Raw genomic sequence first — 22,986 nt, forward strand, 5'->3', positions numbered from 1 at the left:
TCCTTCAAAAACCGATGAGGTCGTCGATCTTCGCGCGAATGCGCTCGACCGAGGGCACTGCCCAGTTCAGCAGCACCGGATTATGCGGGCTCGGGATATCGGGCATCGTCAGCCGCGCGACCGGCGCGTCAAGATACGTGAACGCCTCGTCCGCCACCACCGCGGCGATCTCCGCGCCGAAGCCTGCCGTCTGCAGGTCTTCATGCACGATCAGGCAGCGCCCCGTGCGGCGAACGGACTCCAGCACCGCCGCCTTGTCCCACGGCATCAGCGTGCGCAGGTCGATCACGTTGGCGGAGCGGCCCTCGGCCGCCTCTTCGCAGCGCTGTACCATCGCGCCCCATGTGATGATCGTGATGTCGTTGCCTTCACGCGTGTGTTTCGCCTTGCCGAACTCCAGCACGAAATCGTCGCCGGGGTAGGGGCGGCGCGCCCACGCGTGGTCCAGCATCGCGCGGTGCTCGAAGAAAATCACCGGGTCGTTGCCGCGCAGCGCGCCGCGCAGCAGGCCGACGGCATCCTCGGCGTTCGAAGGCACCGCGACCTTCCAGCCGGGATTGTGGATGAACGCGACTTCATTCGTCTGACTATGCCACGGGTCGCCGCACTTGAAGAAGCCGCCGGGAATGCGCAGCACCATCGGCGCGGCGAAGCGGTTGTTGGTGCGCCAGCGCATCGTGCCGCAGTCGTTGATCTGTTCGGTCGCGGGCTCGGCATATTTGCGGAACTGGATTTCCGGCACGGGCATCAGCCCGGCGAGTGCCATGCCCACGGCGCGGCCGATAATGCCCTCTTCCGAAAGGCTGGTGTCGAACACGCGGGCCTCGCCGAAGCGCTCCTGCAGCCCCAGCGTCACGGCGTGGACGCCGCCCTTGGGGCCGATGTCCTCGCCGAACAACACGACGCGCTCGTTGATTTCCAGCTCATGCTCCAGCGTGCGGCGGATCGCCGTCACCATGTTGATGCGCTGGCCTTCGGGCTTCGGCTGGTCGGTGGAGGCGGGCGCTGTGTAGCCGTGCGTCCACTGGCCGCCGACAGTCTGGAGATCGCCTTCGAAGAACACGTTCCGCATCACCGTTTCCGGGTCCGCCACGGGCCGCGCCTCGGCGCGCTCGCGCGCGGCCTCCGCATCGGCCTGCGCTTCGTCCTCGATCGCTGCCCATTCGCTTTCGGAAAAGAGCGCGGGGACGAGATACGATTTCAGCTTCGGCAGCGGATCGCGTGCCCATTCAGAGGCGACGAAGCCCTCGTCCTTGTAGGTCTGCGTGTCCTGAAAGCTGTGCCCTTGCAGGCGGGGAACGGTGAGGCGGAGGAGGGCAGGCCCGCGTTCCTCGCGCACATAGCTCACCGCCTCTTCGATCAGCCGCGCCGCCTCGGCGGGTTCGGTGCCGTCGCCATTGATGATCCGCAGGTCCTGCCATGCAGCGAGGTTCGCGGCGATGTTGCCGCCCGGCGTCTGGAAGGTGGAGGGGACCGAAATGCCGTAGCCGTTGTCCTCTATATAGAAGAGCATCGGCAGTTTCTGCGTCGTGGCGACCGTCAGCGCCGCCCAGAAGCCGTTCGAAGCGACCGACCCGTCGCCGCCGAGCACGACCGCGAGTGCGCCGTCATAGGCGGGGTCCTTGATCACGTCGCGGTAGTAATCGATCGCCTGCGCCCAGCCGGCGGTCGGCGTGTATTGTGCGCCGACACCGCCACACATCGGCAGCGCCGAGGCGCCGCTCGGGTTCGGGAAGTTGAACACCACGCCGATGTCGCGCCCGTCCGAATAACCGCCCGCGCGGCCCATGGACGAGCCGAGCGCGTCGGCCACATCGACGCCGAGTGCCAGCAGCAGCGGCCGCGATCGGTAATAGCCGCAGGTCGCGTCGCTCGGGTTGTCGAGGCGGCTGCCGAGCAGGATCTGCGCCATGTCGTGCCCGCGCGCGGAGAATTGGTAGAGCACCTTCTTTTCAGGGACGAGCCGCTGCTCCTCCATCGCGTCGAGCGCGCGCGAGAGGCTGAGCAGATAGGCGACGCGGCGCCAGTCGACATTCTCGTCCGGGGCGTTGCGGAGGGGCGTCTTGAGCGCGGTTGCCTGGGCCATGATGCTCTCCCTCTTCAGCGCACGGCCGCGACGGCGGCGGCGAACGCGGGGATCGCGTCCGGCGTCAGTCCGGCGACGTTGATCCGGCCGGAACCGGCCATGTAAACAGCGTGAACTTCACGCAGCGTGCGGATTTGCTCGGGGCTAAGCGGCAGCATCGAGAACATGCCCGTCTGCTTGGTCAAACCGATTGCCGGGTCGCACGCGGCAACACCTTCGCGGACGGAAAGGATGCGCAGCCGCATCGCGTCCAGCTCCGCGCGCCAGCTTGCCGTGAGTTCAGGGCTGTCGAGAATGGTGCGGACGATCGCGGCGCCGTGATCGGGCGGCATCGACCAGTTGGCGCGGGCGAGCGCGAGCAGGTTGGACTGGATGACCGCCGCCCTGTCGGACACCACGAACAGTGCGCCGACGCGCTCGCGGTAGAGGCCGAAATTCTTGTCGCAGCTATAGGCGACGAGAACTTCCGGGTTATGCGCCACGACCGCGCGCAGACCGGCCGCATCGGGGTCGAGGCCGTTTCCAAGGCCCTGATAGGCGAGGTCGACGAAGGGCAGCAGGCCGCGTTCCGCGATCAGCGGCGCGATCGTGTTCCACTGGTCCACCGTGTAGTCGGCGCCCGTCGGGTTGTGGCAGCAGCCGTGCAGCAGGATCACGTCGCCCGGCGTGGCGGCGTTGATGGCGGCCAGCGTCTCTTCGAAGCACAGTGTCTGCGTCGCCACGTCGAAGTGCTTGAACGGCACGATTTGCAGCCCGGCGGCTTCCATCAGCGGCACATGGTTGGGCCAGGTCGGCGTGCCGACGAGAACGCGCGTCCCCGCGCGGCCGCGCGCCAACAGCTCGGCGCCGAGCCGAAGCGCGCCCGTGCCGCCCGGCGTCTGCACGCCGCAGAGCCGCGCGCGGTCGATCTCACCGAAAATAATGGGCGTCAGAAGCTCGGCGAAGCGCGCGTCGCCCTCGGGCCCCAGGTACGATTTCGTCTGCTGGTCCTTCAGCAGGACGCCCTCGGCGGCTTTCACCGCGGCCATCACCGGCGTCTTGCCGCCCGCGTCGCGATAGACGCCGACGCCCATGTCGATCTTGGTCGTCCGGGGGTCGTCGCGGAACAGACCTATCAGCGCAAGCAGCGGGTCGGAGGGCTGGGCGGTGAGCCCGTCCAGAACCGATCCGGTTTCGATTTGTGCTGCCAGTGCGCTCATTCAGCCATCTCCCAATACGACGTTTGAACAGGATAGTCGGGAAACGGCGAAAATTTCTTTCAATCTTCAGATGTTTTGCGGTATTCGTGAGATGGTTTTACGGATTTACGGGTGATTGTGAAATGAGCGCGTCATATGGATGAAATCGACCGCCAGATCGTTCGAATCATGCAGGAAGACGGCGGCATCAGCAGCGCCGCGCTCGGCGAGCGCGTGGGCGCGTCGGCGGCGTCATGCTGGCGCCGTATCCGCAATCTCGAAAGCGATGGCGTGCTCGGCCCGGTGGTGCGGCTCGTAAACCGCGACGCGGTCGGAAAAGGCCTCGATGTCGTCTGTCAGGTCCGCATCAAGTCGCACGAACGCGGCGCCCGCGAGGATTTCGAGGCGTGGGTGCTGGCGCGCGAGGAGATCATGGAGTGTCTCTCCATGTCCGGCGAGTGGGACTATCAGCTCCGCGTCGTCGTCGCGGACGTCGGCGCCTACGAAGCCTTCCTGATGCGCAAGCTCCTGAACCACGCGGCGGTGGCGTCCACGGCCTCGCACTTCGCGCTCAAGCGCATCAAGTATACGACTGCCGTGCCGGTGTAACCGCCACCCGCCCGATGATTTCGTCTACTTAGCCGCGTCCGAAACGGCCTCGCCGGCGGACTCCAGATCCTTGCCCACACCGCCGATCGTATTGCACGCCGCAAGCAGCAGCACCGCGGCGACCATCACGTAACGCATCTTGCCTCCACAAAACCCGCCTGCCGGAACCCCCATGATCCCGGCGATACAAAGCAGCTAGCTCTGCATTTCATCTTAGGCAACTGGCGGGTTTCACGTGAACGCACAATTTACGGCAAGGGTATTGCGCCCGTCGGTGGCTCAGCCGTCGATATCGAGCCCCAGCGCCAGCCGTCCGCTGAAGTCGCGCTGCGCCGGGCCTTGCAGGGGGTGGAAGCGCGCGGCCTGCACGTCGCGGAAGGCGCGTTCGATCCCGGCCTTCTTGTAGAACGCGGCACCGCCCGCGACCTCCAGCGCCAGTTCGGCGGTGCGGATCGCTGCCTGTCCGGTGACTGTACGTCCAGTCATCACGGCATTTGTCGTCTCCGGTCCAGGCATCGCAGTTTCGGCTGTGGCGATCATCGCGGCGTGGGCGGTCTCTGCTGTCCAGAACGCCGTTTGCATCTCGCCCGCCAGGCTGATGAGCCCGGCATTCTGGGGTTTCGAGCGCGCCATCGCGAGCGCTGCATCTCGCGCGCCCTCGGCAACGCCGACATATGCCGCGTAGATGAGCGGGAAGGCGACCATGCTGATCGTGTGGAACAGCGGATGCCACGTGCCCTGCGGCCGCCGGCCCGCGATGGCGGCGTCGGGCACGAACACGCTCTTCATCTCCACATCGTTCGATCCCGTGCCGCGCATCCCCATCACGTGCCACGTGTCGAGGATGCTGACGCCCTCCGCTTTAAAGGGCACGCCAAAGTGCAGCACGGTCGCGCCCGCCTCGGGATCGTCGTAAACCGCGCTCGTCATCAGCAGGTCGCCCGCAGGGCAACCGCTTGAGAAGATCTTGCGGGCATCAATGCGGAAGCCGCCGTCCACCTTCGTGGCCGTGCCCGCGCTTTTCAGCCAATCCGACCCACCGCTCGACACGAGCACGAGGTTTTCCGCGGCAACCCGGCGCAGCAGGCCGTCCGTGGGCGCCTTCTGGTGCTTCCAGCGCCAGGCCGCGGTCGCGACCAGATGCGCGTGCATCGAAAAGGCGAGAGCGGTCGATCCGCAGCGCGTACCGATTTGCCGGATGATGTTGCAAAGCGTGCGATAATCGATGCCGCCGCCGCCAAGTTCTGTGGGAACGGCCGCCGCGATCATCCCGGTCTCACGGAGCTTGGCATAATTTTCGGCGATGAAACTCTCGTCGCTATCGTGCTTAGCAGCGCGCTGGCCGACGAACGCGGCGATTTCCGCGCCCGTGGCCATCCAGTCGCAAAGTGTTTCCGTTTTCAGAGCTGGTGTTGCAGACATGTCGTCATCTCCTGTTTGGGTGTTGACGCAAATGATCGCGTTTTCGTCGGGGGGCGGCCAGTTCAGGATCTGAATCGCCCCGGTACAAAATCTGAACTCGTCACCTGTGGCGTCTTCGCGTTAGAATTCGCCTGCGGAAGGAGCCGATCATGACACAGACCACATACGGTCAGTTCTGTCCGGTCGCGATGGCGGCGGAAATTCTCTGCACGCGCTGGACAGTCGTCTTGCTACGCGAACTCATCGCGGGGTCCACCCGCTTCAACGACCTGCGCCGCGGTCTTCCGCGCATGTCGCCGGCGCTCCTTTCACAGCGGCTGAAGGAGTTGGAAGCGGCGGGTATCATACACCGTTTGCCGTCTGCGCGCGATTCCGGGGCTTTCGATTACCGGCTGACAGAGGCGGGCAAGGAACTGGAGCCGCTCGTCGAGGCATTCGGCCTGTGGGGCCAGCGCTGGGTGGATAGCGAGCTTTCGCTCCAGCGGCTCGATGTCCAGCTCTTGATGTGGGACATGCGGCGCAACCTCGATCCGCGTCCGCTCCCCGAGCAGCGGACGGTCGTCCAGTTCCGCTATCCCGAGCTGCCGGCAGATCGGCGCGCATGGTGGCTGATGATCGAACCGGGCGAAGAGATCGATCTCTGCTCGGTCGACCCCGGCTTCGATGTCGATCTCTACGTGTCGACGGACCTCCGCACGATGACCGCGATCTGGATGGGGCACGACACGGTCGTCGCCGCGGTGGAAGACGAGCGCCTCCACCTCACCGGCGACCGCCGCATCGCCGCGAACATGCACACATGGCTGGGCCTCAGCCCATTCGCGAAGGTTCGACAGGCGGCCTGAAGTCTGGAAGGCCCCTTTTATTGTTCGGTTTGAGCGTGCGGCGGGTTTTCCGTTGGCTTCACGGGTGTCACGCCAGCGCTGTCTGCCGCACCTGCAACAATGGTTTCGAGCGATGTGCCGTTAAAGCCCAGGTCCTTCATCAGACTGTCGATCACAGGGGCTTGCGCCCGATACCTCAATGCGGCGGAAACCGCGCTGCTCGCGAGATTGTCATTGCCGGCACCTTCTCCCGTGCCGCCGCCTCCGGGTGTTCCGGCCAGGCCCTCGACTTGCACGATCTTGATGCTTTCGATGGCCTCCATGGGCTTGGCAGCCTCGCGGATCACTTCCGGCAGCACCTTCAGCAGGGCAAGCTTCGTCTGAAGGGAAATCTGGTCGGACGACAGCAGATTGGCGGCTTCGTTGATCGCGCGCTGGCCGGCGGCTTCCACTTCGAAACGCGCACGGGCGCCTTCAGCACGCAGCTTCTCGGCTTCGGCTTCACCCTGTGCGACGGCGCGGAGTGCTTCGGCACGATCGGCCGCAGCCTGCTTTTCCGCTTGGGCGTCCACTTTGATGCCAATCGCGGCGCGTTCTGCTTCCCTCGCTGCATCGATCAGCTCAATGCTTTTGCTGCGTTCGGCAATTTCGGTCTGTCGAGCTGTAATAACCTGCTCTTCGGCAGCCGCAGCTTCCGCTCTTGCGCGATCGGCTTCAGCCTTTGCCTGGCTTTCTTCCCGGCTCTTGTTCTGAATTGCGATTTGTTGTTCCTGCCGTGAGATTTCCAACGATTGAGCCTGCGCGATCCGTGCTTGTTCGACAGTGCGATCGGCTTCGATCTGGGCGGAATCAACCTGCTGCTTGGCGGAGATGCGCGCTTCCTGGGCTTCTCGCTCACTGTCAGCTTGCCGGCGCGCGACCTCGGCGATTTGCTCCGCGCGACGCACTTCGAGTTCGCGTTCCTGCTCCAGTTTCGCGAATTCATTGTCGCGCGCGATAAGCAGTGATTGACGTTCGGCGTCCAGATTCTTGGTCTCGATCTGGATGCGCGTATCTTGCTCAATATCGTTGCGGGCCTTGTTGCGCAGCTGAATCTGCTCGGTCAGCTTGGTCAGGCCTTCGGCATCGAATGCATTGTTTGCATTGAAATGCTCGATTGACGTTTGGTCGAGACCCGTCAGCGAGACGGACTCCAGTTCAAGGCCATTCATTGCCAGATCGGCTGAAGAAACTTGCTGCACTTTTTGCACGAACTCCGAACGCTGTTCATGCAGCTGGTTCATGGTCATGCCCGCTGCCACCGAGCGCAGGGCGTCTACGAATTTTCCTTCCACCAGCTCTTTCAGGTGCTCGGACTGCATCGTGCGCATTCCAAGCGTTTGGGCCGCCACGGCGATGGCTTCGCGATCCGGTCGCACGCGAACGTAGAATTCTGCCTTCACGTCGATCCGCAGCCGATCAAGCGTGATAAGCGCATCCGCGTTCTTGCGTTCCACCGCGAGACGCACGGTATTCATGTTGACCGGCATCGTTTCGTGGAGAACCGGCAAAACCAGCGCACCACCGTTTATGACGACCTTTTCACCGCCGAAACCCGTCCGTACGAACGCGATCTCCTTGGATGCGCGCTGGTAAAGGCGCGCGATGATGACGCCGATGATGATGAGCGCGAGAAGTGCGACGCCCACATAGATGCCCATGGCGATAAGGTTGGAGAAGGGCGTTTCCGCAGCCACGATGTCGTTCATCAATTTGTCCAGTTAGAGAAGCGGGGGTTGTTGTGCAGAATGGCGCGGAAGACGTTGCCTTCGCGCCTTACGAGAAGGACATGTGTTCCTTCACCGAAGATGTCTTCATCGTTGTCGGGTTCGACCATCAGGTTGTGCGCCTGGCCGAAATGGTCGAGCGCTCTTGCGCGTGCTGGCGACCCGCGTGCGGCACGGCCGACAAGGATGGTTGCTGTTTTGCCGACCATCATGGAGGGATCGATCGCCGTTGTTTCGTCACGCGGGATGATCCGGCCCAGCCAGCGCGCCACGACGGATGTCGCCGGCAGCGCAGCCAGGACGGCAGCGGGAACGGCAAGCAGCGCTGGCGCGAGCCCTCCCGTGAAGGCGAGGAACAGCTGCTGTCCGGCCAGGCCGATCACACCGAACGTGGCGAGAAATGCGACGATGACAATGAGTAGCGGGACTTCGCCAAGGCCAAGCCATGCAAGTGGGCTCTCGGCGTCCATGTCGAGATCGACGGTGGCCGAGCCCAGTCCGATCGTTTCCAGCAGCCCGATCAGGAACATAAAGACAATGGCGCCCGAAAAGACGATCGTCTCACTTGCACCAAAAAAATCGAGCACGCGACTCTCCCCCTGACTGTGGAATTTAGTGGGTAGCCTTTGAATTTCAAAATGATTCAGCGCAGCTGTTTCCCTTTTTTACTGAGTATCTTCACGCTTGGTGTTTGGTGATGGGAGGCGCACGCTTTTACCGCCGATTTCTTGGCGTTTTTATTGCATCGTCAGGGTGGATCGGGCGTCTCGGCGGCGCTTCCGATCACGTCGAGCGCCTCTAGACACCGTGCGGTATGTGCTGCGGAACGGAAAACGGGGCTTGGATCGCGTTAAACGCGTTTTTCCCTCCACGCTTCCTGCGGGCGTGTTGTTCTTGTCAATGCGGTGGGCGCACCCTATTTCCGTCAGCGGTCAGAGGGTCGGACGGCCGCCGCGCCAGGGTTCGAAAGAACGGCGGGGAGGAAAGTCCGGGCTCCACGGATAGACGGTGCCGGGTAACGCCCGGCGGGGGCAACCCCAGGGAAAGTGCCACAGAGAGCAGACCGCCCGATGGTTTCGGCCGGACGGCAAGGGTGAAAGGGTGCGGTAAGAGCGCACCGCGCGACCGGCAACGGAAGCGGCACGGCAAACCCCACCGGGAGCAAAACCGAATAGGGGCGGCGCATGGCTTATCCGGCCGGACCGCCCGGGTAGGTTGCTTGAGACGGCGCGCAAGCGTCGTCCTAGAGGAATGGTCGTCGCCGCCTTTACGGGCGGTACAGAACCCGGCTTACAGACCCTCTGACCGTTTACGCCGGCTCGACCTTCAGCGTCGCGCCGTCGACGCCGACGATCCGCACCATGCTGCCTGCGGGCGCATCCGGTCCGGTTGCGAGCCACGGGGAATCCCCCACCTGCACCCGGCCGCGGCCGTCGGTAATGGATTCCACCACTTTCACGCGCTGCCCGACCAGCCGCTCACCGCGTCGGTTGAGCCCCGTGTCGCTGGTTTCCACCGGATTGCGCTTCAGGAAATTGCGACCCAGGAACACCGCGACGACCGAGAGGATCGCGAACACCGCGAGCTGCAACTCCCACCCGAAGCCGAGCGCGAGCGTGACGACGCCGGTGACGGCGGCGGCCATCGCCAGCCAGATCATGAAGATGCCGGGGGCGATGATTTCCATGATCGCCAGCACCGCGGCGGCGGCGAACCAGACCCAGTAGGTCATCTCGAAGTTCTGGAAATCCGGCATGGCGGTCTCCTCAGGCCTGCTCGAACGGACCTGGACGGCGCGGGCGCGGCGCAGGCGCTGGCGGCGGCGTATCCCCGCCGTCGCGCACGGCCTTCACCAGTTCGCCAATGCCGCCGATCGTGCCGACGAGGCTCGTCGCTTCCAGCGGCATGAAGATCGTCTTGGCGTTGGGCGAGTTTGCGAAGGCGTGCATCGCCTCCACGTACTTTTGCGCGACGAAGTAGTTGATCGCCTGCGCGTTGCCGCCGGCGATGGCGTTCGAAACCATCTCGGTCGCCTTGGCTTCGGCCTCTGCCTCGCGTTCGCGCGCCTCGGCGTCGCGGAACGCGGCTTCGCGGCGGCCTTCGGCCTCCAGAATCTGCGATTGCTTCTGGCCCTCGGCCTTCAGGATTTCGGAGGCGCGCAGGCCTTCGGCTTCGAGGATCGCGGCGCGCTTCTCGCGCTCCGCCTTCATCTGGCGTCCCATCGCGTTCACGATGTCCTGCGGCGGGCGAATGTCCTTCACCTCGACGCGCGTGATCTTCACGCCCCACGATGTCGTCGCGTCATCGACGACATGCAGCAGCCGGGCATTGATCTCGTCACGGCGCGACAGCGTCTCGTCGAGGTCCATCGAGCCCATCACGGTGCGCAGGTTGGTCGTCGTGAGCTGCAGGATCGCCACGTAAACGTCGGAGACCTCATAAGCGGCCTTCGCGGCATCCAGCACCTGGAAGAACACCACGCCGTCCACGGAAACCATGGCGTTGTCCTTGGTGATGATCTCCTGCCCCGGAATATCGAGGACCTGCTCCATCATGTTGACCTTGCGGCCGATGCGATCGATGAACGGCAGGATCAGCGTGAAGCCCGGCCGGGCGCCCTGCGTGAAGCGGCCGAAGCGCTCGATCGTGTATTCATAGCCCTGCCGGACGACGACGACCGCGCTCCACACGAACACGACGGCGAGCGCTGCCAGGAAGATCACGAAAAGTCCGCCGCCCATATCCATCCCCCATAAATCGGTTGCCCACAGCGATATTGGAACGCCATAGCACGAATTCCACAGGGAATCTTAATGCCATGACCGATTTTCGCGCTTACCGCAGTGCGCTCTACCTCCCGGCCGCGAATGCGCGCGCCATCGAGAAGGCGCGGACGCTTGATGCCGACGTCGTGATCCTCGACCTTGAAGACGCCGTCGCGCCTGACGCAAAACCGGCCGCCCGCGCCGCCGCTGCCGAAGCGGTGACGGCGGGCGGTTGGGGTCGCCGCACGGTCGCGATCCGCGTCAACGGCATCGGCACGCAGTGGTGCGAAGCGGATTTCCTCGCCGTGCAATCGGCAAAGCCCGCCGCCGTCGTCGTGCCCAAGGTGAGCAGCGCCGCCGAAGCAGCGGAGGCGGTACGCCTCGCGGGCGGTGTGCCGGTGTGGGCGATGATCGAAACGCCGCGCGGCGTGCAGTCGGTCGATGCGATCGCGGATACGCCGGGTGTTGCCGCGCTCGTCGTCGGCGCCGCCGATCTCGAAAAGGACCTTCGCTGTCACGTCGGCCCGGCGCGCGCCGAAATCCAGTACGCGCTGCAGCGTATCGTCATCGCGGCGCGCGCGGCAGGCATCATGGCGTTCGACGCCATGTACGCCGATATCAAGGACATGGAAGGGCTGGAGGCGGTGACGCTTCAGGGCAAGACGCTCGGCTTCGACGGCAAAACGCTGATCCACCCCGCGCAGATCGAAACCGCGAACCGCGTCTTTTCGCCCTCCGCTGCCGAGGTGGAGCAGGCCCGCCGCATCGTCGCCACGTTCGAGGCGGCGAAGGCCGAGGGGAAGGGTGTCGCGACGCTCGACGGCAAGATCGTCGAGGTGCTCCACGCCGCGCAGGCCCGCGACCTCATCGCTTTCGCCGAGAGCATCACACCACGATGATTGACAAGTTATAACATTACATTCTAAACGGCCTCCCATCAGAAAATAGGGAGTTCGTGGTCATGCGTTCGATGCTTCTCGCCGCGTGTGCGGTTCAGGTTCTTGCGCTTCCGGCGCTTGCACAAGCCTCCGGCGAGCAGAAGAGCGACGACCTGCACACGATCGGCGACGACATCGTGGTGACCGCGCCCTATGCCCGCTCGCGCGCCGACCTTCTCTCGGGCACCTCGGTGATGACCGAAGGCGAGCTCCGTCAATCGCTGCAGCCGCAGATCGGAGAGGTGATCGCGCGCCAGCCCGGCGTTTCGGCGACGAGCTTCTCGCCCGGCGCCTCTCGCCCCGTTCTGCGCGGTATGCAGGGTGAGCGCATCCGCGTGCTGACCGACGGCATCGGCTCCATCGACGTGTCGAACACGTCCGCCGACCATGCCGTCACCATCGATCCGATCACGGCGCAGCGCGTCGAGATCATCCGCGGTCCCGCGTCGCTGCTCTACGGTTCATCGGCGATCGGCGGCGTCGTCAACGTGCTCGACAAGCGCATCCCCCGCGCGTTGCCTGAGCATGGCGTGCATATCGATGCGATCGGCAGCGTCGCCAGCGCCGCCGATGAAGTCAGCATTGCCGCCGGGATCGATGCCGCGCTCACCGACAAGATCGTCGCCCACCTGGACGGCAGCTGGCGCGACACCAACAATCTCCGGATCGGCGGCTACGCGCTCGCCCCTGAACTCCGCGCGCACGCGCTCGAACATGCTGCGGAAGGCGACGAAGAGGCTGCCGAAGCCGCCGCCGTCCGCGGCCGCCTGCCGAACAGCTTTACGCGCACCAAGACGGCGGGCGGCGGTCTTGCTATCATCACCGACGGCGGATCGCTGGGCTTTTCGGTCGGCTACTTCGATTCGAACTACGGCGTTCCCGAACGCCCCGCACTCCACGCACATGAAGGTGACGGTGAAGGCGAGGAGGGCCACGAGCACGGCGACGTCAGCATCGGTCTCAAGCAGTGGCGCGCGGACGTACGCGGCGAGGTCGAGCTTGGCGAAGGCTTCCTCGAAAAACTCCGCGTCCGCGTGGGGTATGCGGACTACACGCACACCGAGTTCGAGGGCGCCGAGGTCGGCACCGTGTTCGATAACCAGGGTGTCGAGGGCCGCGTCGAACTCGTGCAGGCGAAGCGCGGCGCGTGGAACGGCGCGTTCGGCGGCCAGTTCTACATTCGCGATTTCTCGGCCGAGGGCGAAGAAGCCTTCCTGCCGCCGAACGAGACCGAACAGTTCGGCCTGTTCACAGTGCAGGAGCTGAACCTCGGCGCGCTCGGCGTTGAAGCCTCGGGACGCTTCGAGCGTACGAACGTCAGTTCGAACGCCGTTGGAGTGACCCGTCATTTCAATGCGTTCTCCGGCGCACTTGGCGCGCGCTATGAGCTTGTTGACGGCATCAATATCGGCATCAACGGCTCGCGTGCCGTGCGCGCGCCGTCCGCCGAGGAGCTGTTCTCAAACGGTCCGCACATCGCGACACAGGCGTTCGAGGTTGGCGATCCGATGCTCGCCAAGGAAAAGAGCTGGGGCCTCGAAGCCTTTCTGCGCGGCGAGACGGGCGGCGTCGCCTTCTCGCTCGGCGCCTTCGCGAGCTGGTTCAAGAACTACATCTACGAGGCGGACACGGGGCTGGAGGAAGACGAGCTTCCGGTCTTCCAGTATTCTCAGGCCGACGCGACCTATTACGGGCTCGAAGCCGAACTCTCGGCGCCGCTGTTCACGGCCGGGGATTTCCGCTTCGTTGCCGACGGCGTCGCCGACTACGTGCGCGCGAAGATCGATTCGGTCGGCCCCGCGCCGCGCATCCCGCCGCTCCGAGTGCTCGGTGGCATCGAGGCGCAGTCGGATCTCGTCACGGGCCGCGTCGAGGTCGAATGGAGCGACAAGCAGACGCGCGTCGCGGCGTTCGAAACCGAAACCGGCTCGCACACGCTGGTGAACGCCTCCGTCTTGTGGCGCATGCTCGGCGTAGATAGCCCCGCGACGCTTCAGCTTTCGGCGAACAACCTGTTCGATGTCGATGCGCGCCGCCATGCGAGCTTTACCAAGGACTACGTGCCGCTCGCGGGGCGCGATGTACGGGCCACGCTCAGCCTCAGCTTCTAGCTGGGTTGCGTCCGGCGCCCGCCGGGGGTTAAGGGCCTTCTTCGCAGATGCAACATGCGGTGAAGGAGGCCCAAATGATCGGACGCTTGAACCATGTCGGGATTGCAACCCCGTCGATCGACAAGGCCGTCGCCGTCTATCGTGATTTCCTTGGCGCGACGAAGATCCACGAAAAGTTCGCCCTGCCTGCGCAGGGCGTGTGGGTCTGTTTCGTCGATACGCCGAACAGCCAGATCGAGCTGATCGAGCCCTACGGCGAGGATTCACCGATCCACGGTTTCCTGAAGAAGAACCCGGCGGGCGGGCAGCACCACGTGTGTTTCGAGGTGCCGGACATCATCGCCGCGCGTGACGACATGCGCGCGAAGGGCGCCACCGTCCTCGGTACGGGAGAGCCGCGCATCGGCGCACACGGAACGCCGGTAATCTTCATTCATCCCAAGGACATGGGCGGCGTTCTTGTCGAGTTGATGGAAACGCCGAAGGACGCGCATTGATGAACGCCGAGGAGATGGTCGCGGATCTCGTGTCCGCGCTCGATCTGGAACGGATCGAGGAAAACCTGTTCCGCGGCCGCAACACGGGTGAGGGCTTCCGCCGGCTGTTCGGCGGGCAGGTGATCGCGCAGGCGCTCGTCGCGGCGAGCCGTACGGTCGCGGACGACCGCCCGCCGCATAGTCTGCACGCCTATTTCATGCGCGAAGGCGACCATAGTGTCCCCGTCGTCTATCAGGTCGAGCGCGACCGCGACGGCAAGAGCTTCTCGACCCGCCGCGTCATCGCCATCCAGCATGGCCGCCCGATCTTCAACCTCGCGGCGTCGTTCCAGGTCGAGGAAAAGGGGCTGGAGCACCAGTTCGACATGCCCGATGTGCCGGGTCCGGAAACGTTGATCAGCGACATGGACTGGCGGCTGCAGTTCGCCGATCAGATTCCCGAGGCGGCGCTTGAGCGTTTCCTGCAGGAACGGCCGATCGAGTTCCGCCGGGTCGATCCGTCGATACCGGGCAGCGGGGCCAGCCCGCCGCAGCAGAACATCTGGTTCAAGGCGATCGCCCCGGTGCCGGACGATGCCGCGCTGCATCGCTGCATGTTGGCCTATGCCTCCGACATGACGCTCTTGTCGACGAGCGAGCGGCCGCACAACATCGCCTGGTGGGACGAAGCGATGCAGATCGCCAGCCTCGATCACGCGCTCTGGTTCCACGCGCCGTTCCGTATCGATGACTGGCTGCTCTACGTGCAGGACAGTCCGCGGTCTTCAGGCGCGCGCGGGTTCAACCGTGGCCTCATCTACGACCGGTCCGGCGTTCTCGTCGCTTCGGTGACGCAGGAAGGGTTGATCCGGAAGCGCGATCTCGCCTGAGCTTACGGCGCCGGTTCCCGGCGCGCGATCGACAATACAACCGCACCGATGATGCCTGACAGGAGCGAGCCGCCGAGCACGCCGAGCTTCACCTCGTCGAGATAGATGTCGGAGGCGTACGAGAGCCCGCCAATGAACAGGCTCATCGTGAAGCCGATGCCGCAGAGCAGCGCCACGCCATAGACCTGCGCGCCGGAGGCGTGGATCGGATAGTCGGCAAGGCCGAGCTTCTTCATCGCCCAGATCACACCGAATACGCCGATCTGCTTGCCTACAAAGAGGCCAAGGGCGATTCCAAGAACGATAGGGCTGACGAGCATTTCGGCGGTCACGTTCGTGAATGAAAGCCCGGCGTTGGCGAAGCCGAAGATCGGGACGATCGCAAACGCAACCCAGCCGGCGATGGCATGTTCGAGCCTGTGCAGCGGCGAGTGTTCGTCGTCGATGTGGGTTGGCGTCTGTGTCAGCGGGATGGTGAGCGCGACCGCAACGCCCGCGAGCGTCGCATGAACACCCGAAAGCAGCATCGCCGTCCACACGCCCGCGCCCACGATCAGGTAGGGCCAGAGCGTACGGATACCGAAGCGGTTGAAACCGTACAGCACCGCGATCAGCAGCGCCGCCGCCACAAGCGCGGCCAGATTGAGCTCGGCCGTGTAGAACAGCGCGATGATGACGATGGCGCCGAGGTCGTCGATGATGGCGACGGCGGTCAGGAACACCTTCAGCGAGACGGGAACGCGCGGCCCCAGCAGCGTGAGGACGCCGAGCGCGAAGGCGATGTCGGTGGCAGACGGGATCGCCCAGCCGCGAATCGTGGCGGCATCACCGATGTTGAATGCGGCGAAGATGAGCGCGGGCACGATCATGCCGCCGGCCGCGGCCGCGCCGGGAAGGACACGGCGCTCCCACGTCGAAAGCTGGCCGTCCAGAAGCTCGCGCTTCACTTCCAGCCCGACGAGCAGGAAGAAGATCGCCATCAGCCCGTCGTTGATCCAGTGGCTGACCGAAAGCGGACCGACATAGGCCTTGAGCGTGCTGAAATACGTGTCCGAAAGCGGCGAATTGGCCACGATCAGTGCCGCTGCCGCAGCCGCCATCAGCACGATGCCGCCGGCGGATTCCGTCCGCAGGAACTCGCGCAGCGCCGACCGTGGGCGTTCGATCACCAGAGTGCGCAGATCGTCTATCATCTTACCTCGTCCGCAACGTTCACTATGCGCTCCGAATGGGGTTACAGGAGCGGGCCGGGAGCGAAAACCCCAAACCGAACCTCGGGCCTGCCGAAATATGCTGCTTGCCCGCGCGCGCCGGGTGTCCGACTATCCGTGCAAGGAGATATAATAATGGGTCTTTGGGATCGTTATGCCGTGCCGGCGATTGTGTCATGCGCCTGCACGTCGAAGCCGGTCATGCGGCAGCGCGCGAAGGTCGTGCCGGAAGCTGCGGGGGCAGTGCTCGAACTCGGGTGTGGTTCAGGGACGAATTTCTCTTTTTACGATCCCGCGCGCGTCACGCGGCTCCATGCGGTGGAACCTGCGCCCGGCATGGTCGCGCGTGCGCGCGAGACGGCGCGACACACCGCGATCACGGATCGCGTGCAATTTCACGAGACCGGGGCGGAGAATCTGCTGCTGGAAGACGAAAGCATCGATACGGCGGTGATCACCTTCGTGCTGTGCACGATCCCGGACTGGGGAAGCGCGCTCAGGGAAGTGCGCCGCGTGCTGAAGCCGGGCGGGCGCGTGCTGTTTTCCGAGCATGGCCTCGCGCCAGATGCGGACGTTGCGCGCTGGCAGCAGCGGATCGAGCCTGTGTGGAAGCGTGTTTTCGGCGGCTGTCATCTGACGCGCCAACCGGCCGCGATGCTGGTAAACAGCGGCTTTCGCGTTGACCGCCTCGAAACCATGTATTTGCCGTCGACACCGCGCTTTGCGGGCTTTGCAAGCTGGGGCGCAGCGGTGCCGTCATGACGGAAAGCGTGGGGAACGTCACCCGGCTGGTGCCGCACGGCGAGGACGCTGTGGACGGCCGCCGGCTGCGCAGCGAGCGAAGCCGTGCGCAGATCGTCGCCGCGATGCGCGCCGTGATCGAGGGTGGAGACATGGACCCCAATGCCACGAGTGTGGCCCGCGCGGCGGGTGTCTCGGCGCGTACGGTTTTTCGGCATTTCGAGGAGCTGGACAGCCTCTACCGCGAATTGAACGCCCAGATCGAAGCGGAAATCCTGCCGATGGTGATGACGCAGTTCGAAGCGCGCGACTGGCAGGGCAGGGCCTGCGAGGTCGTGACGCGCCGGGCCCGCATCTACGAGCGTCTGATGCCGTTCAAGAGCGCGGCGCACGCGCGCCGGTTCCAGTCCGAATATCTGATGGATGCGCACAAGCGCTTTCTCATCATGGAACGTGCGGCCCTGCAGGCGATCCTGCCCGCCGAGATCCAGTCGAACCCGGCGCTGTTCGCGGCGCTCGAAATGGTGACGGGGTTCCAGTCTTGGCAGCGCCTGCGGCATGATCAGAACCTCTCGCCCGAAGACGCGGAGGCTGCGGTTCGGCTTGCTGTCGAACGGCTGCTCGGCCTCTGATGCGCGCGGTTGTTATTGCGCTGGTGGTGCTGTCGGCGTGCGGCACGCACCGAGAGGATGCCGCGTGCGGCATTCCCGCGGACAGGCTCGGCGTTTTCGTTGATGTGCCCGAGGGGCGCTTCATCAAGGGCGCCGCGCCGCGCTATCCGGAGGAACGGCCCGAGCTGGCGCTGTATGTCGGCGCGTTCCGCATTCAAGCGCATGAGGTCACGAACGATCAGTTTGCGGCGTTCGTGAAGGCCACCGGCTATCTCACCGATGCCGAGCGCACGGCAGACGACGCCGATGGTGGATCGGCGGTGTTCACGGCGCCCGAAGGCGGCGAGAGCCGGCCGTGGAAGCTGGTGCGGGGCGCGACGTGGCGCACGCCGGAAGGGCCGGGCTCGAATATCGCCGGACGCGGCCGCGATCCCGTCGTGCATGTCTCTCCCGCCGATGCGGCTGCCTATGCGGCGTGGGCGGGCGGGCGTCTGCCGACCGAGGTCGAGTGGGAATATGCCGCCTCGCTCGGTCTTCCGAAGGGCGGCGATCAGGAGGCGGGTGCCTATGCGCCCGGTGCGCGGCCGGTCGCCAATACCTGGCAAGGCCTGTTTCCCGAAGACCAGAAAGCCGCAGACGGTTTCGCCGGCCGCGCGCCGGTCGGCTGCTTCCCGCCGAGCCGCATCGGCCTTTACGACATGATCGGCAACGTCTGGGAAATCACCGAGACGCCCTATGGCGAGGGCACGCAGACAATCAAGGGCGGCTCCTATCTCTGTTCGGAGAACTTCTGTCGCCGCTACCGTCCCGCCGCGCGCCAGCCGCAGGAGGTGCGCTTCTCCGCAAGCCACGTCGGCTTCCGCATCGCCAAGGACGCACCGTCTCAGTTGGGCCAGTAGATAAGTTCATCCCCCGGGCCGACACGTTCGGCGAGTGTCTTGTCGATCGCAACCGGTGCCTCGATCGTGTGCGGATATAGCGGCGCGCGCCCGGCCTTGCGGTGCGCATCGAGCAGCGCCGTCATCGCCGCGACGCGCGCCGGTTCGCGGTCTGCAAGGTTGGTCTTCTCGGTCGGGTCTGCGGCAAGGTTGAACAGCCACGTCTTCTTCGGCCGCTCGGTCACCTGCAGCTTCCAGTCGCCCTGCCGCACGACGCGATAATAAGCGCTCTGCCAGAAGAGCGCATCGTCAGCGCGCGCCGGGGCTTCGGCGAGCAGGTCGATGCCGTCGATGGCGACTCCGGGAGGAAGCGGCGCGCCCGCCGCGGCGGCGAAGGTGGGCATCAAATCGATATGCCCGGCGGGGCGCTCCACGCGCGTGCCGGGCGCGATCCGGGCGGGCCAGCGCATGAACAGCGGCACGCGGATACCGCCTTCGAACATGGTGAGCTTCCAGCCGCGATAGGGCGCGTTGACGTCCGGGAGGCCGATATAGCCCGCACCGCCGTTGTCGCTCGAAAACACCACGATGGTGTTCTCATCGAGTCCTTCGTCTTTCAGTGCAGCGAGCACGCGCCCTACGCTCCGGTCGAGTGACCGCACCATCGCGGCATAGACACGCAGGCGATCGGGTTTGATATCGCCGACTGCCTCGTAATCGGCGCGCGTCGCCTGCAGCGGTGTGTGCACGCCCCAATGCGCCAGATAGAGGAAGAACGGCCGGTTGCGGTTGGCGCGGATCACCTTCACGGCCTCGTCGGTCCAGTAATCGGCAAGGTAGCCGCCCGGCGCGAACAGCGGCCCCTCGTTGAACGAGGCGGCATATTGCATCCGCGCCCACAGGAAGCGGTCGATCGGGTCGAAATCGACACGTGCGTTGACAACGCTGGGATCGTCCTCCGGCAGATGCAGTCCGCTCGCCATCAGCAGACTCTCGTCGAAGCCTTGCGCGTTCGCACCGAATTCCTTGCCGCTGCCGAGGTGCCACTTGCCGATGTGGACCGTGTGATAGCCGGCGCCCTTCAAAATTTCGGCAATGGTGATTTCAGAGCCCGGCAGACCCTGTTCGTCGAAGGGCGGGACCTTGTCGTCCGCCTCCCGGTTCCAGTCGGCCGGGGGCAACCCGGAGCGGCTGTTGTCCGAAAACATCGACACCATCCGCCCCATGCCGTCCGGTGTCGGCGTGAACTCGAAGCCCGTGCGTGTGGGATAGCGGCCGGTCAGGATCATGGCGCGCGAAGGCGCGCAGCTCGCCGTGCCCGCATAGGCCTGCGCGAACAGCGCGCCGTCCTTCGCGAGCCGGTCGATGTTCGGCGTCGCCACACGCCCGCCTGCGACACCGCCGCCGAACGCCGAGATGTCGTTGATGCCAAGATCGTCGGCGAGGATGAAGACGATGTTCGGCGGACGCTCTCCCGCGGGTGCCGCCGCCGGTCCTTCGTTCCACGCGACCGGGCTGTAGGGTGCGATGCCGCGATCCTTGGCGAGCGTGGTGACCAGCCAAAGGATCACCGCCTTGCGGTTCAGCCACCCCGCCGCAGCGAGCACGATCAGAAGTGCCGCGGCGACGAGGACCGACCGTCTTTTCACCGCAGAAGCTCTTCGCATCCGGTGCGGTCGAGGAGTGTCCGCACCGTGGCCTGATCATCCTCACCCAGCGCCGCGAAAGCCTCCCTTACCCACTGCAGACATTTCGCCTGATAGGGGAAGACCGGCTGCATCCAAGCGCGCCCGTCGATTTCGGTCTGCACGAGCTCTGCGCCCGTCATCATCGCTTTCGCGTTTGCAATCAGAAACGGCGCATAAACCCGCCCGATCTCAGAGAGCAGCGGACGCAGTGCGGTTATCTCGTCGCGCGAGAACCAATCGGCGGTGTCCGGCTCGACGCCGGAGAGATCCTCGACGCGGTCGATCCACGCACGCACGCGCGGGGCAATCTGCGCGGCGATCGCGGCAGAGGTCGGCTCGATCACGGCAAGCTGTGCGAGCTGCCCGTGAATGGCGAAATCCGCAGAAGATGGCCGCGCGCCGAGCACGTAGCCGCGCCCCGAAATGAGCGCATCGAGAACGGCGAGGAAACGCCGGTAGCTGCGCTCGATCGTTTCTCCTGTCGTGTCGTTCGAACCGACCATGTGAAGTCGGCTGATCTGCCGATCGGCGAATGTGTCCGCCGTCTGTGCGGCGGTTTCCGCGTGCATTGTCGGCGCTGTCCAGAATACGAGCAGCGGCGCGGCGTTCGCGGCATCTTCCGCAAATGCCCAGCGGTAATGGAACATGGCCTTGGTGAGCCATTCGTCCGCATAATCCTCGATCAGGTGATTGAGGAACGACAGAACCGGATCGGCAGGAATGGCCTCACGGCCCCCATGCTCCGCCTCGAGCCGCCGGATGATCGGCGTGGAATCCACTGCGGGCTCCAGCGTGCCGTCAGCCAAGGGAAAATACACCGTCGGCAGCAGCTTCACCTTCGGTGGCGGAAGGCCTTCCGGCGGCTGCCTATGGCTGCCCCAAAGGATTGCGTGGGGTATGCGGCGATAGCGCAGCAGCGCGATCATTTTACGCGTATAGGGCGAGCCGGGAGCGCCCAGTAGCCTGAGCGGTTGGGTCAAGCGCGCCTCCATTTGCGTTTCCTGAAAAGCCATACGGCAACGACGATCGCGGTCATGAGTGCAAGCAGGATTCCACCGAGTGCCCATCTGTAATGCCTCAACATTTTGATGCGTGTATTGAGCGTGATCTGTCGGAACGGATCGTAGCCTTCCGGGATATCCAGCACGCCCATGGATTTCGCGTAGGCCTGGTAGTCGGCGAGCATGGATTGGACTCGCGCCGCTTCGGCGGTGCCGAGGTCGCGCGTTTCGCCGGGGTCGTCTGCGAGGTTGTAGAGCTTCCACGTGCCGTCGCCATAGGGCGGCAGGTTGCGCACGAGCTTGAAGTCCCCGCGATAGAGCGCAGCGTTTCCGGAAACCTCCATGCCGATGGGGGTGTCCTGAGAATAGATATGATCCGCCGCACCGCTCAGCACGGGCCATAGGCTGCGCCCCGTCATCGCCCTGCCGCCGGTGCCCTGGATACCGGCGATGTCGAGCAGCGTCGGCGCAACATCGGTGACGAATGCAGCGGCAGAAACGCGCGGCTGGGCGGCGATGCCCGGGCCGGACATGATGAACGGCACGCGCAGTCCGCCTTCGGAGGCGTAGAACTTGAACAGGCTGTGCGGCGTAGCCGCGGCCGTCGCCCACTCCGGGCCGATTGAAACGAACGAGCCTTTCTCGCCGAGCCTGTCCAGATTCTGGTCGTAGCCGTTCATCCGCATCCACAGCGGAAAGCCCCGCTGGTTGATCGGCTCATTGGGTTCCGGCCCGTTGTCGGAGGTGACGACGAAAACGGTGTTCTGCAGCACGCCCCGCGTGTCGAGATAGGCGATCAGACGGCCGATGTGGTGATCCATCGCCTCGATCATGCCTGCGTTGACCGCCATGCTCTTCGCAAGCAGGCGCCGCTCTGGGCCCGGAAGTGTCTTCCATTCCCGCAGACCGGCGGGCTTGGCTGCGAGCGGCGCACCTTCGGGGATCAGACCCATCGCCTGCGCGCGCTGCCAGCGCGCCTCGCGGATGCTGTCCCAGCCCTTGTCGTACACCGCCTCGTAATGTGCCGTGTAGGCGCGCGGCGCTTGAACCGGAATATGCACCGCCTGAAATGCCACATAGGCGAAGAACGGCGTGTTCGCGTCCTCATCCGCCAGATAGTCGATCATCCGGTCGACGATGAATTCGGATGAATAAAAGTCGGGGGGCAGCGTTGCCGGTTCGCCGTCCTCGAACCACGGCGCCGTATCGTAATACGGCATGTAGGGTTTCTGTTCCCAATTGTCCGCGCCGGAAGCATCGAGCGCGAACGACTTCTGGAAGCCGTGCGACGGCGGCAGTTCGCCCTTGCCGCTACCGAGGTGCCATTTGCCGGTCATGTAGGTGCGATAGCCCGCCCGGCGCAGCCGCTCCGCAACCGTGATCGTATCGGGTTCGAGCCGCAGGCCATAGCCGGGCTTCCCCGCATGTTCGGGCGGCAGCACCTCGGGAATGGTGGCGACGCCGTTCAGGTGATTGTCGATCCCCGTCAGCAGCATCGCGCGGGATGGCGCGCACAGGGGAGAGGTGCGGTAGTGGGTGAACAGCGCGCCCGCGCGCGCAAGCCGATCGATATTGGGTGTTCGCGCCTCGCCGCCGTAGCTGCTGAAATCCATCAGCGCCGCGTCGTCGACAAGGATCAGCACGAAATTGGGACGAACCGGCTGTTGCTGGGCATGCGCCGGCGCGGCGGCTGCCATAGCGGCAAAGCCAGCCCAAAGCCAATAGCGCAGCCCTCCCAGCCGCATCGACACTGTCCCCTGTTTGACCCACCGTTACGTTCCGGCGGTCACA

The 22,986-nt window shown here is 64.8% G+C and carries 21 protein-coding genes and 1 other RNA gene; 10 read left to right on the top strand and 12 right to left on the bottom strand.

Going from position 1 to position 22,986, the window contains the following annotated elements; translation table 11 throughout:
• Window positions 1-4 precede the first annotated feature (4 nt).
• Together AAC014_RS16250 and AAC014_RS16255 are read right to left on the bottom strand one after the other, a co-directional pair.
• Window positions 5-2,086, bottom strand: a complete 2,082-nt coding sequence (locus AAC014_RS16250) for a transketolase C-terminal domain-containing protein (RefSeq protein ID WP_339710551.1) — start codon at window positions 2,084-2,086, stop codon at window positions 5-7.
• A 14-nt stretch (window positions 2,087-2,100) separates the two neighbouring features.
• Window positions 2,101-3,285 (bottom strand): amino acid aminotransferase, encoded by a 1,185-nt coding sequence (locus AAC014_RS16255; RefSeq protein ID WP_339710554.1) that lies wholly within the window; start codon window positions 3,283-3,285, stop codon window positions 2,101-2,103.
• Between the two features lie 135 nt (window positions 3,286-3,420).
• Between AAC014_RS16255 and AAC014_RS16260 the strand changes: the two genes are divergently transcribed.
• A complete protein-coding gene (locus AAC014_RS16260) occupies window positions 3,421-3,873 on the top strand; it encodes an Lrp/AsnC family transcriptional regulator (RefSeq protein WP_339710557.1) in 453 nt (150 codons plus the stop codon).
• A 24-nt stretch (window positions 3,874-3,897) separates the two neighbouring features.
• Here the strand turns inward: AAC014_RS16260 and AAC014_RS16265 are convergent, their stop codons facing one another.
• A complete protein-coding gene (locus AAC014_RS16265) occupies window positions 3,898-4,011 on the bottom strand; it encodes an entericidin A/B family lipoprotein (protein ID WP_293782620.1) in 114 nt (37 codons plus the stop codon).
• 141 nt (window positions 4,012-4,152) lie between these two features.
• Window positions 4,153-5,295, bottom strand: coding sequence for an acyl-CoA dehydrogenase family protein (locus tag AAC014_RS16270; protein ID WP_339710565.1), 1,143 nt, complete (start codon window positions 5,293-5,295; stop codon window positions 4,153-4,155).
• Between the two features lie 149 nt (window positions 5,296-5,444).
• Here AAC014_RS16270 and AAC014_RS16275 point away from each other — a divergent pair, with 149 nt between their 5' ends.
• Entirely contained in the window at window positions 5,445-6,140 is a 696-nt protein-coding gene (locus AAC014_RS16275) for a helix-turn-helix domain-containing protein (protein WP_339710568.1), read from the top strand.
• A gap of 17 nt (window positions 6,141-6,157) precedes the next feature.
• On the opposite strand, the gene AAC014_RS16280 is transcribed toward AAC014_RS16275, so the two are convergent.
• Complete coding sequence (locus AAC014_RS16280) at window positions 6,158-7,867, bottom strand: flotillin domain-containing protein (RefSeq protein ID WP_339710570.1); 1,710 nt, start codon at window positions 7,865-7,867, stop codon at window positions 6,158-6,160.
• Entirely contained in the window at window positions 7,867-8,472 is a 606-nt protein-coding gene (locus AAC014_RS16285) for an OB-fold-containig protein (RefSeq protein ID WP_339710572.1), read from the bottom strand. Before AAC014_RS16285 ends, AAC014_RS16280 begins: the two co-directional genes overlap by 1 nt.
• A 345-nt stretch (window positions 8,473-8,817) precedes the next feature.
• Between AAC014_RS16285 and rnpB the strand changes: the two genes are divergently transcribed.
• An RNA gene (gene rnpB / locus AAC014_RS16290) (RNase P RNA component class A) lies at window positions 8,818-9,194 on the top strand.
• Here the strand turns inward: rnpB and AAC014_RS16295 are convergent.
• Together AAC014_RS16295 and AAC014_RS16300 are read right to left on the bottom strand one after the other, a co-directional pair.
• Window positions 9,195-9,641, bottom strand: a complete 447-nt coding sequence (locus AAC014_RS16295) for an NfeD family protein (protein ID WP_339710574.1) — start codon at window positions 9,639-9,641, stop codon at window positions 9,195-9,197.
• 10 nt (window positions 9,642-9,651) lie between these two features.
• Window positions 9,652-10,626 carry an SPFH domain-containing protein gene (locus tag AAC014_RS16300; protein ID WP_339710576.1) on the bottom strand — a complete coding sequence of 325 codons (975 nt, stop codon included), beginning with the start codon at window positions 10,624-10,626 and terminating at the stop codon, window positions 9,652-9,654.
• A gap of 77 nt (window positions 10,627-10,703) precedes the next feature.
• Here AAC014_RS16300 and AAC014_RS16305 point away from each other — a divergent pair, with 77 nt between their 5' ends.
• The 4 genes from AAC014_RS16305 to tesB all read left to right on the top strand — a co-directional run bounded on the left by AAC014_RS16305 (window position 10,704) and on the right by tesB (window position 15,065).
• The gene (locus AAC014_RS16305; protein WP_339710579.1) at window positions 10,704-11,549 is read left to right on the top strand and encodes a CoA ester lyase; all 846 of its coding nucleotides are present in this window, start codon (window positions 10,704-10,706) and stop codon (window positions 11,547-11,549) included.
• Window positions 11,550-11,611: 62 nt separating this feature from the next.
• Complete coding sequence (locus tag AAC014_RS16310) at window positions 11,612-13,699, top strand: TonB-dependent receptor (RefSeq protein WP_339710582.1); 2,088 nt, start codon at window positions 11,612-11,614, stop codon at window positions 13,697-13,699.
• Window positions 13,700-13,773: 74 nt separating this feature from the next.
• Window positions 13,774-14,196, top strand: coding sequence for a methylmalonyl-CoA epimerase (mce, locus tag AAC014_RS16315; RefSeq protein WP_339710584.1), 423 nt, complete (start codon window positions 13,774-13,776; stop codon window positions 14,194-14,196).
• Window positions 14,196-15,065, top strand: coding sequence for an acyl-CoA thioesterase II (gene tesB, locus AAC014_RS16320; RefSeq protein ID WP_339710586.1), 870 nt, complete (start codon window positions 14,196-14,198; stop codon window positions 15,063-15,065). The genes mce and tesB overlap by 1 nt, the downstream gene beginning before the upstream one ends.
• Before the next feature lie 2 nt (window positions 15,066-15,067).
• Here tesB and nhaA read toward each other — a convergent pair whose 3' ends face one another.
• The gene (nhaA, locus tag AAC014_RS16325) at window positions 15,068-16,258 is read right to left on the bottom strand and encodes a Na+/H+ antiporter NhaA (protein WP_339710589.1); all 1,191 of its coding nucleotides are present in this window, start codon (window positions 16,256-16,258) and stop codon (window positions 15,068-15,070) included.
• Window positions 16,259-16,411: 153 nt separating this feature from the next.
• Here nhaA and AAC014_RS16330 point away from each other — a divergent pair, with 153 nt between their 5' ends.
• From AAC014_RS16330 to AAC014_RS16340, 3 genes are read left to right on the top strand one after another with little or no spacing between them, the layout of a single operon-like run.
• Window positions 16,412-17,038 (top strand): methyltransferase domain-containing protein, encoded by a 627-nt coding sequence (locus AAC014_RS16330; RefSeq protein WP_339710591.1) that lies wholly within the window; start codon window positions 16,412-16,414, stop codon window positions 17,036-17,038.
• Window positions 17,035-17,649 (top strand): TetR/AcrR family transcriptional regulator, encoded by a 615-nt coding sequence (locus AAC014_RS16335; protein ID WP_339710594.1) that lies wholly within the window; start codon window positions 17,035-17,037, stop codon window positions 17,647-17,649. The genes AAC014_RS16330 and AAC014_RS16335 overlap by 4 nt, the downstream gene beginning before the upstream one ends.
• Entirely contained in the window at window positions 17,649-18,527 is an 879-nt protein-coding gene (locus AAC014_RS16340) for an SUMF1/EgtB/PvdO family nonheme iron enzyme (protein ID WP_339710597.1), read from the top strand. Before AAC014_RS16335 ends, AAC014_RS16340 begins: the two co-directional genes overlap by 1 nt.
• On the opposite strand, the gene AAC014_RS16345 is transcribed toward AAC014_RS16340, so the two are convergent.
• From AAC014_RS16345 to AAC014_RS16355, 3 genes are read right to left on the bottom strand one after another with little or no spacing between them, the layout of a single operon-like run.
• On the bottom strand, window positions 18,512-20,155 hold the full coding sequence (locus AAC014_RS16345) for a sulfatase-like hydrolase/transferase (RefSeq protein ID WP_339710600.1): 1,644 nt from the start codon (window positions 20,153-20,155) through the stop codon (window positions 18,512-18,514). The two genes, AAC014_RS16340 and AAC014_RS16345, sit on opposite strands and share 16 nt — an antisense overlap.
• On the bottom strand, window positions 20,152-21,174 hold the full coding sequence (locus tag AAC014_RS16350; protein WP_339710603.1) for a glutathione S-transferase: 1,023 nt from the start codon (window positions 21,172-21,174) through the stop codon (window positions 20,152-20,154). Before AAC014_RS16350 ends, AAC014_RS16345 begins: the two co-directional genes overlap by 4 nt.
• On the bottom strand, window positions 21,171-22,940 hold the full coding sequence (locus AAC014_RS16355; RefSeq protein WP_339710605.1) for an arylsulfatase: 1,770 nt from the start codon (window positions 22,938-22,940) through the stop codon (window positions 21,171-21,173). The genes AAC014_RS16350 and AAC014_RS16355 overlap by 4 nt, the downstream gene beginning before the upstream one ends.
• Window positions 22,941-22,986 lie beyond the last annotated feature (46 nt).

The sequence above is a fragment of the uncultured Sphingosinicella sp. genome (genome assembly GCF_963974575.1).
Lineage (GTDB): Bacteria > Pseudomonadota > Alphaproteobacteria > Sphingomonadales > Sphingomonadaceae > Sphingosinicella.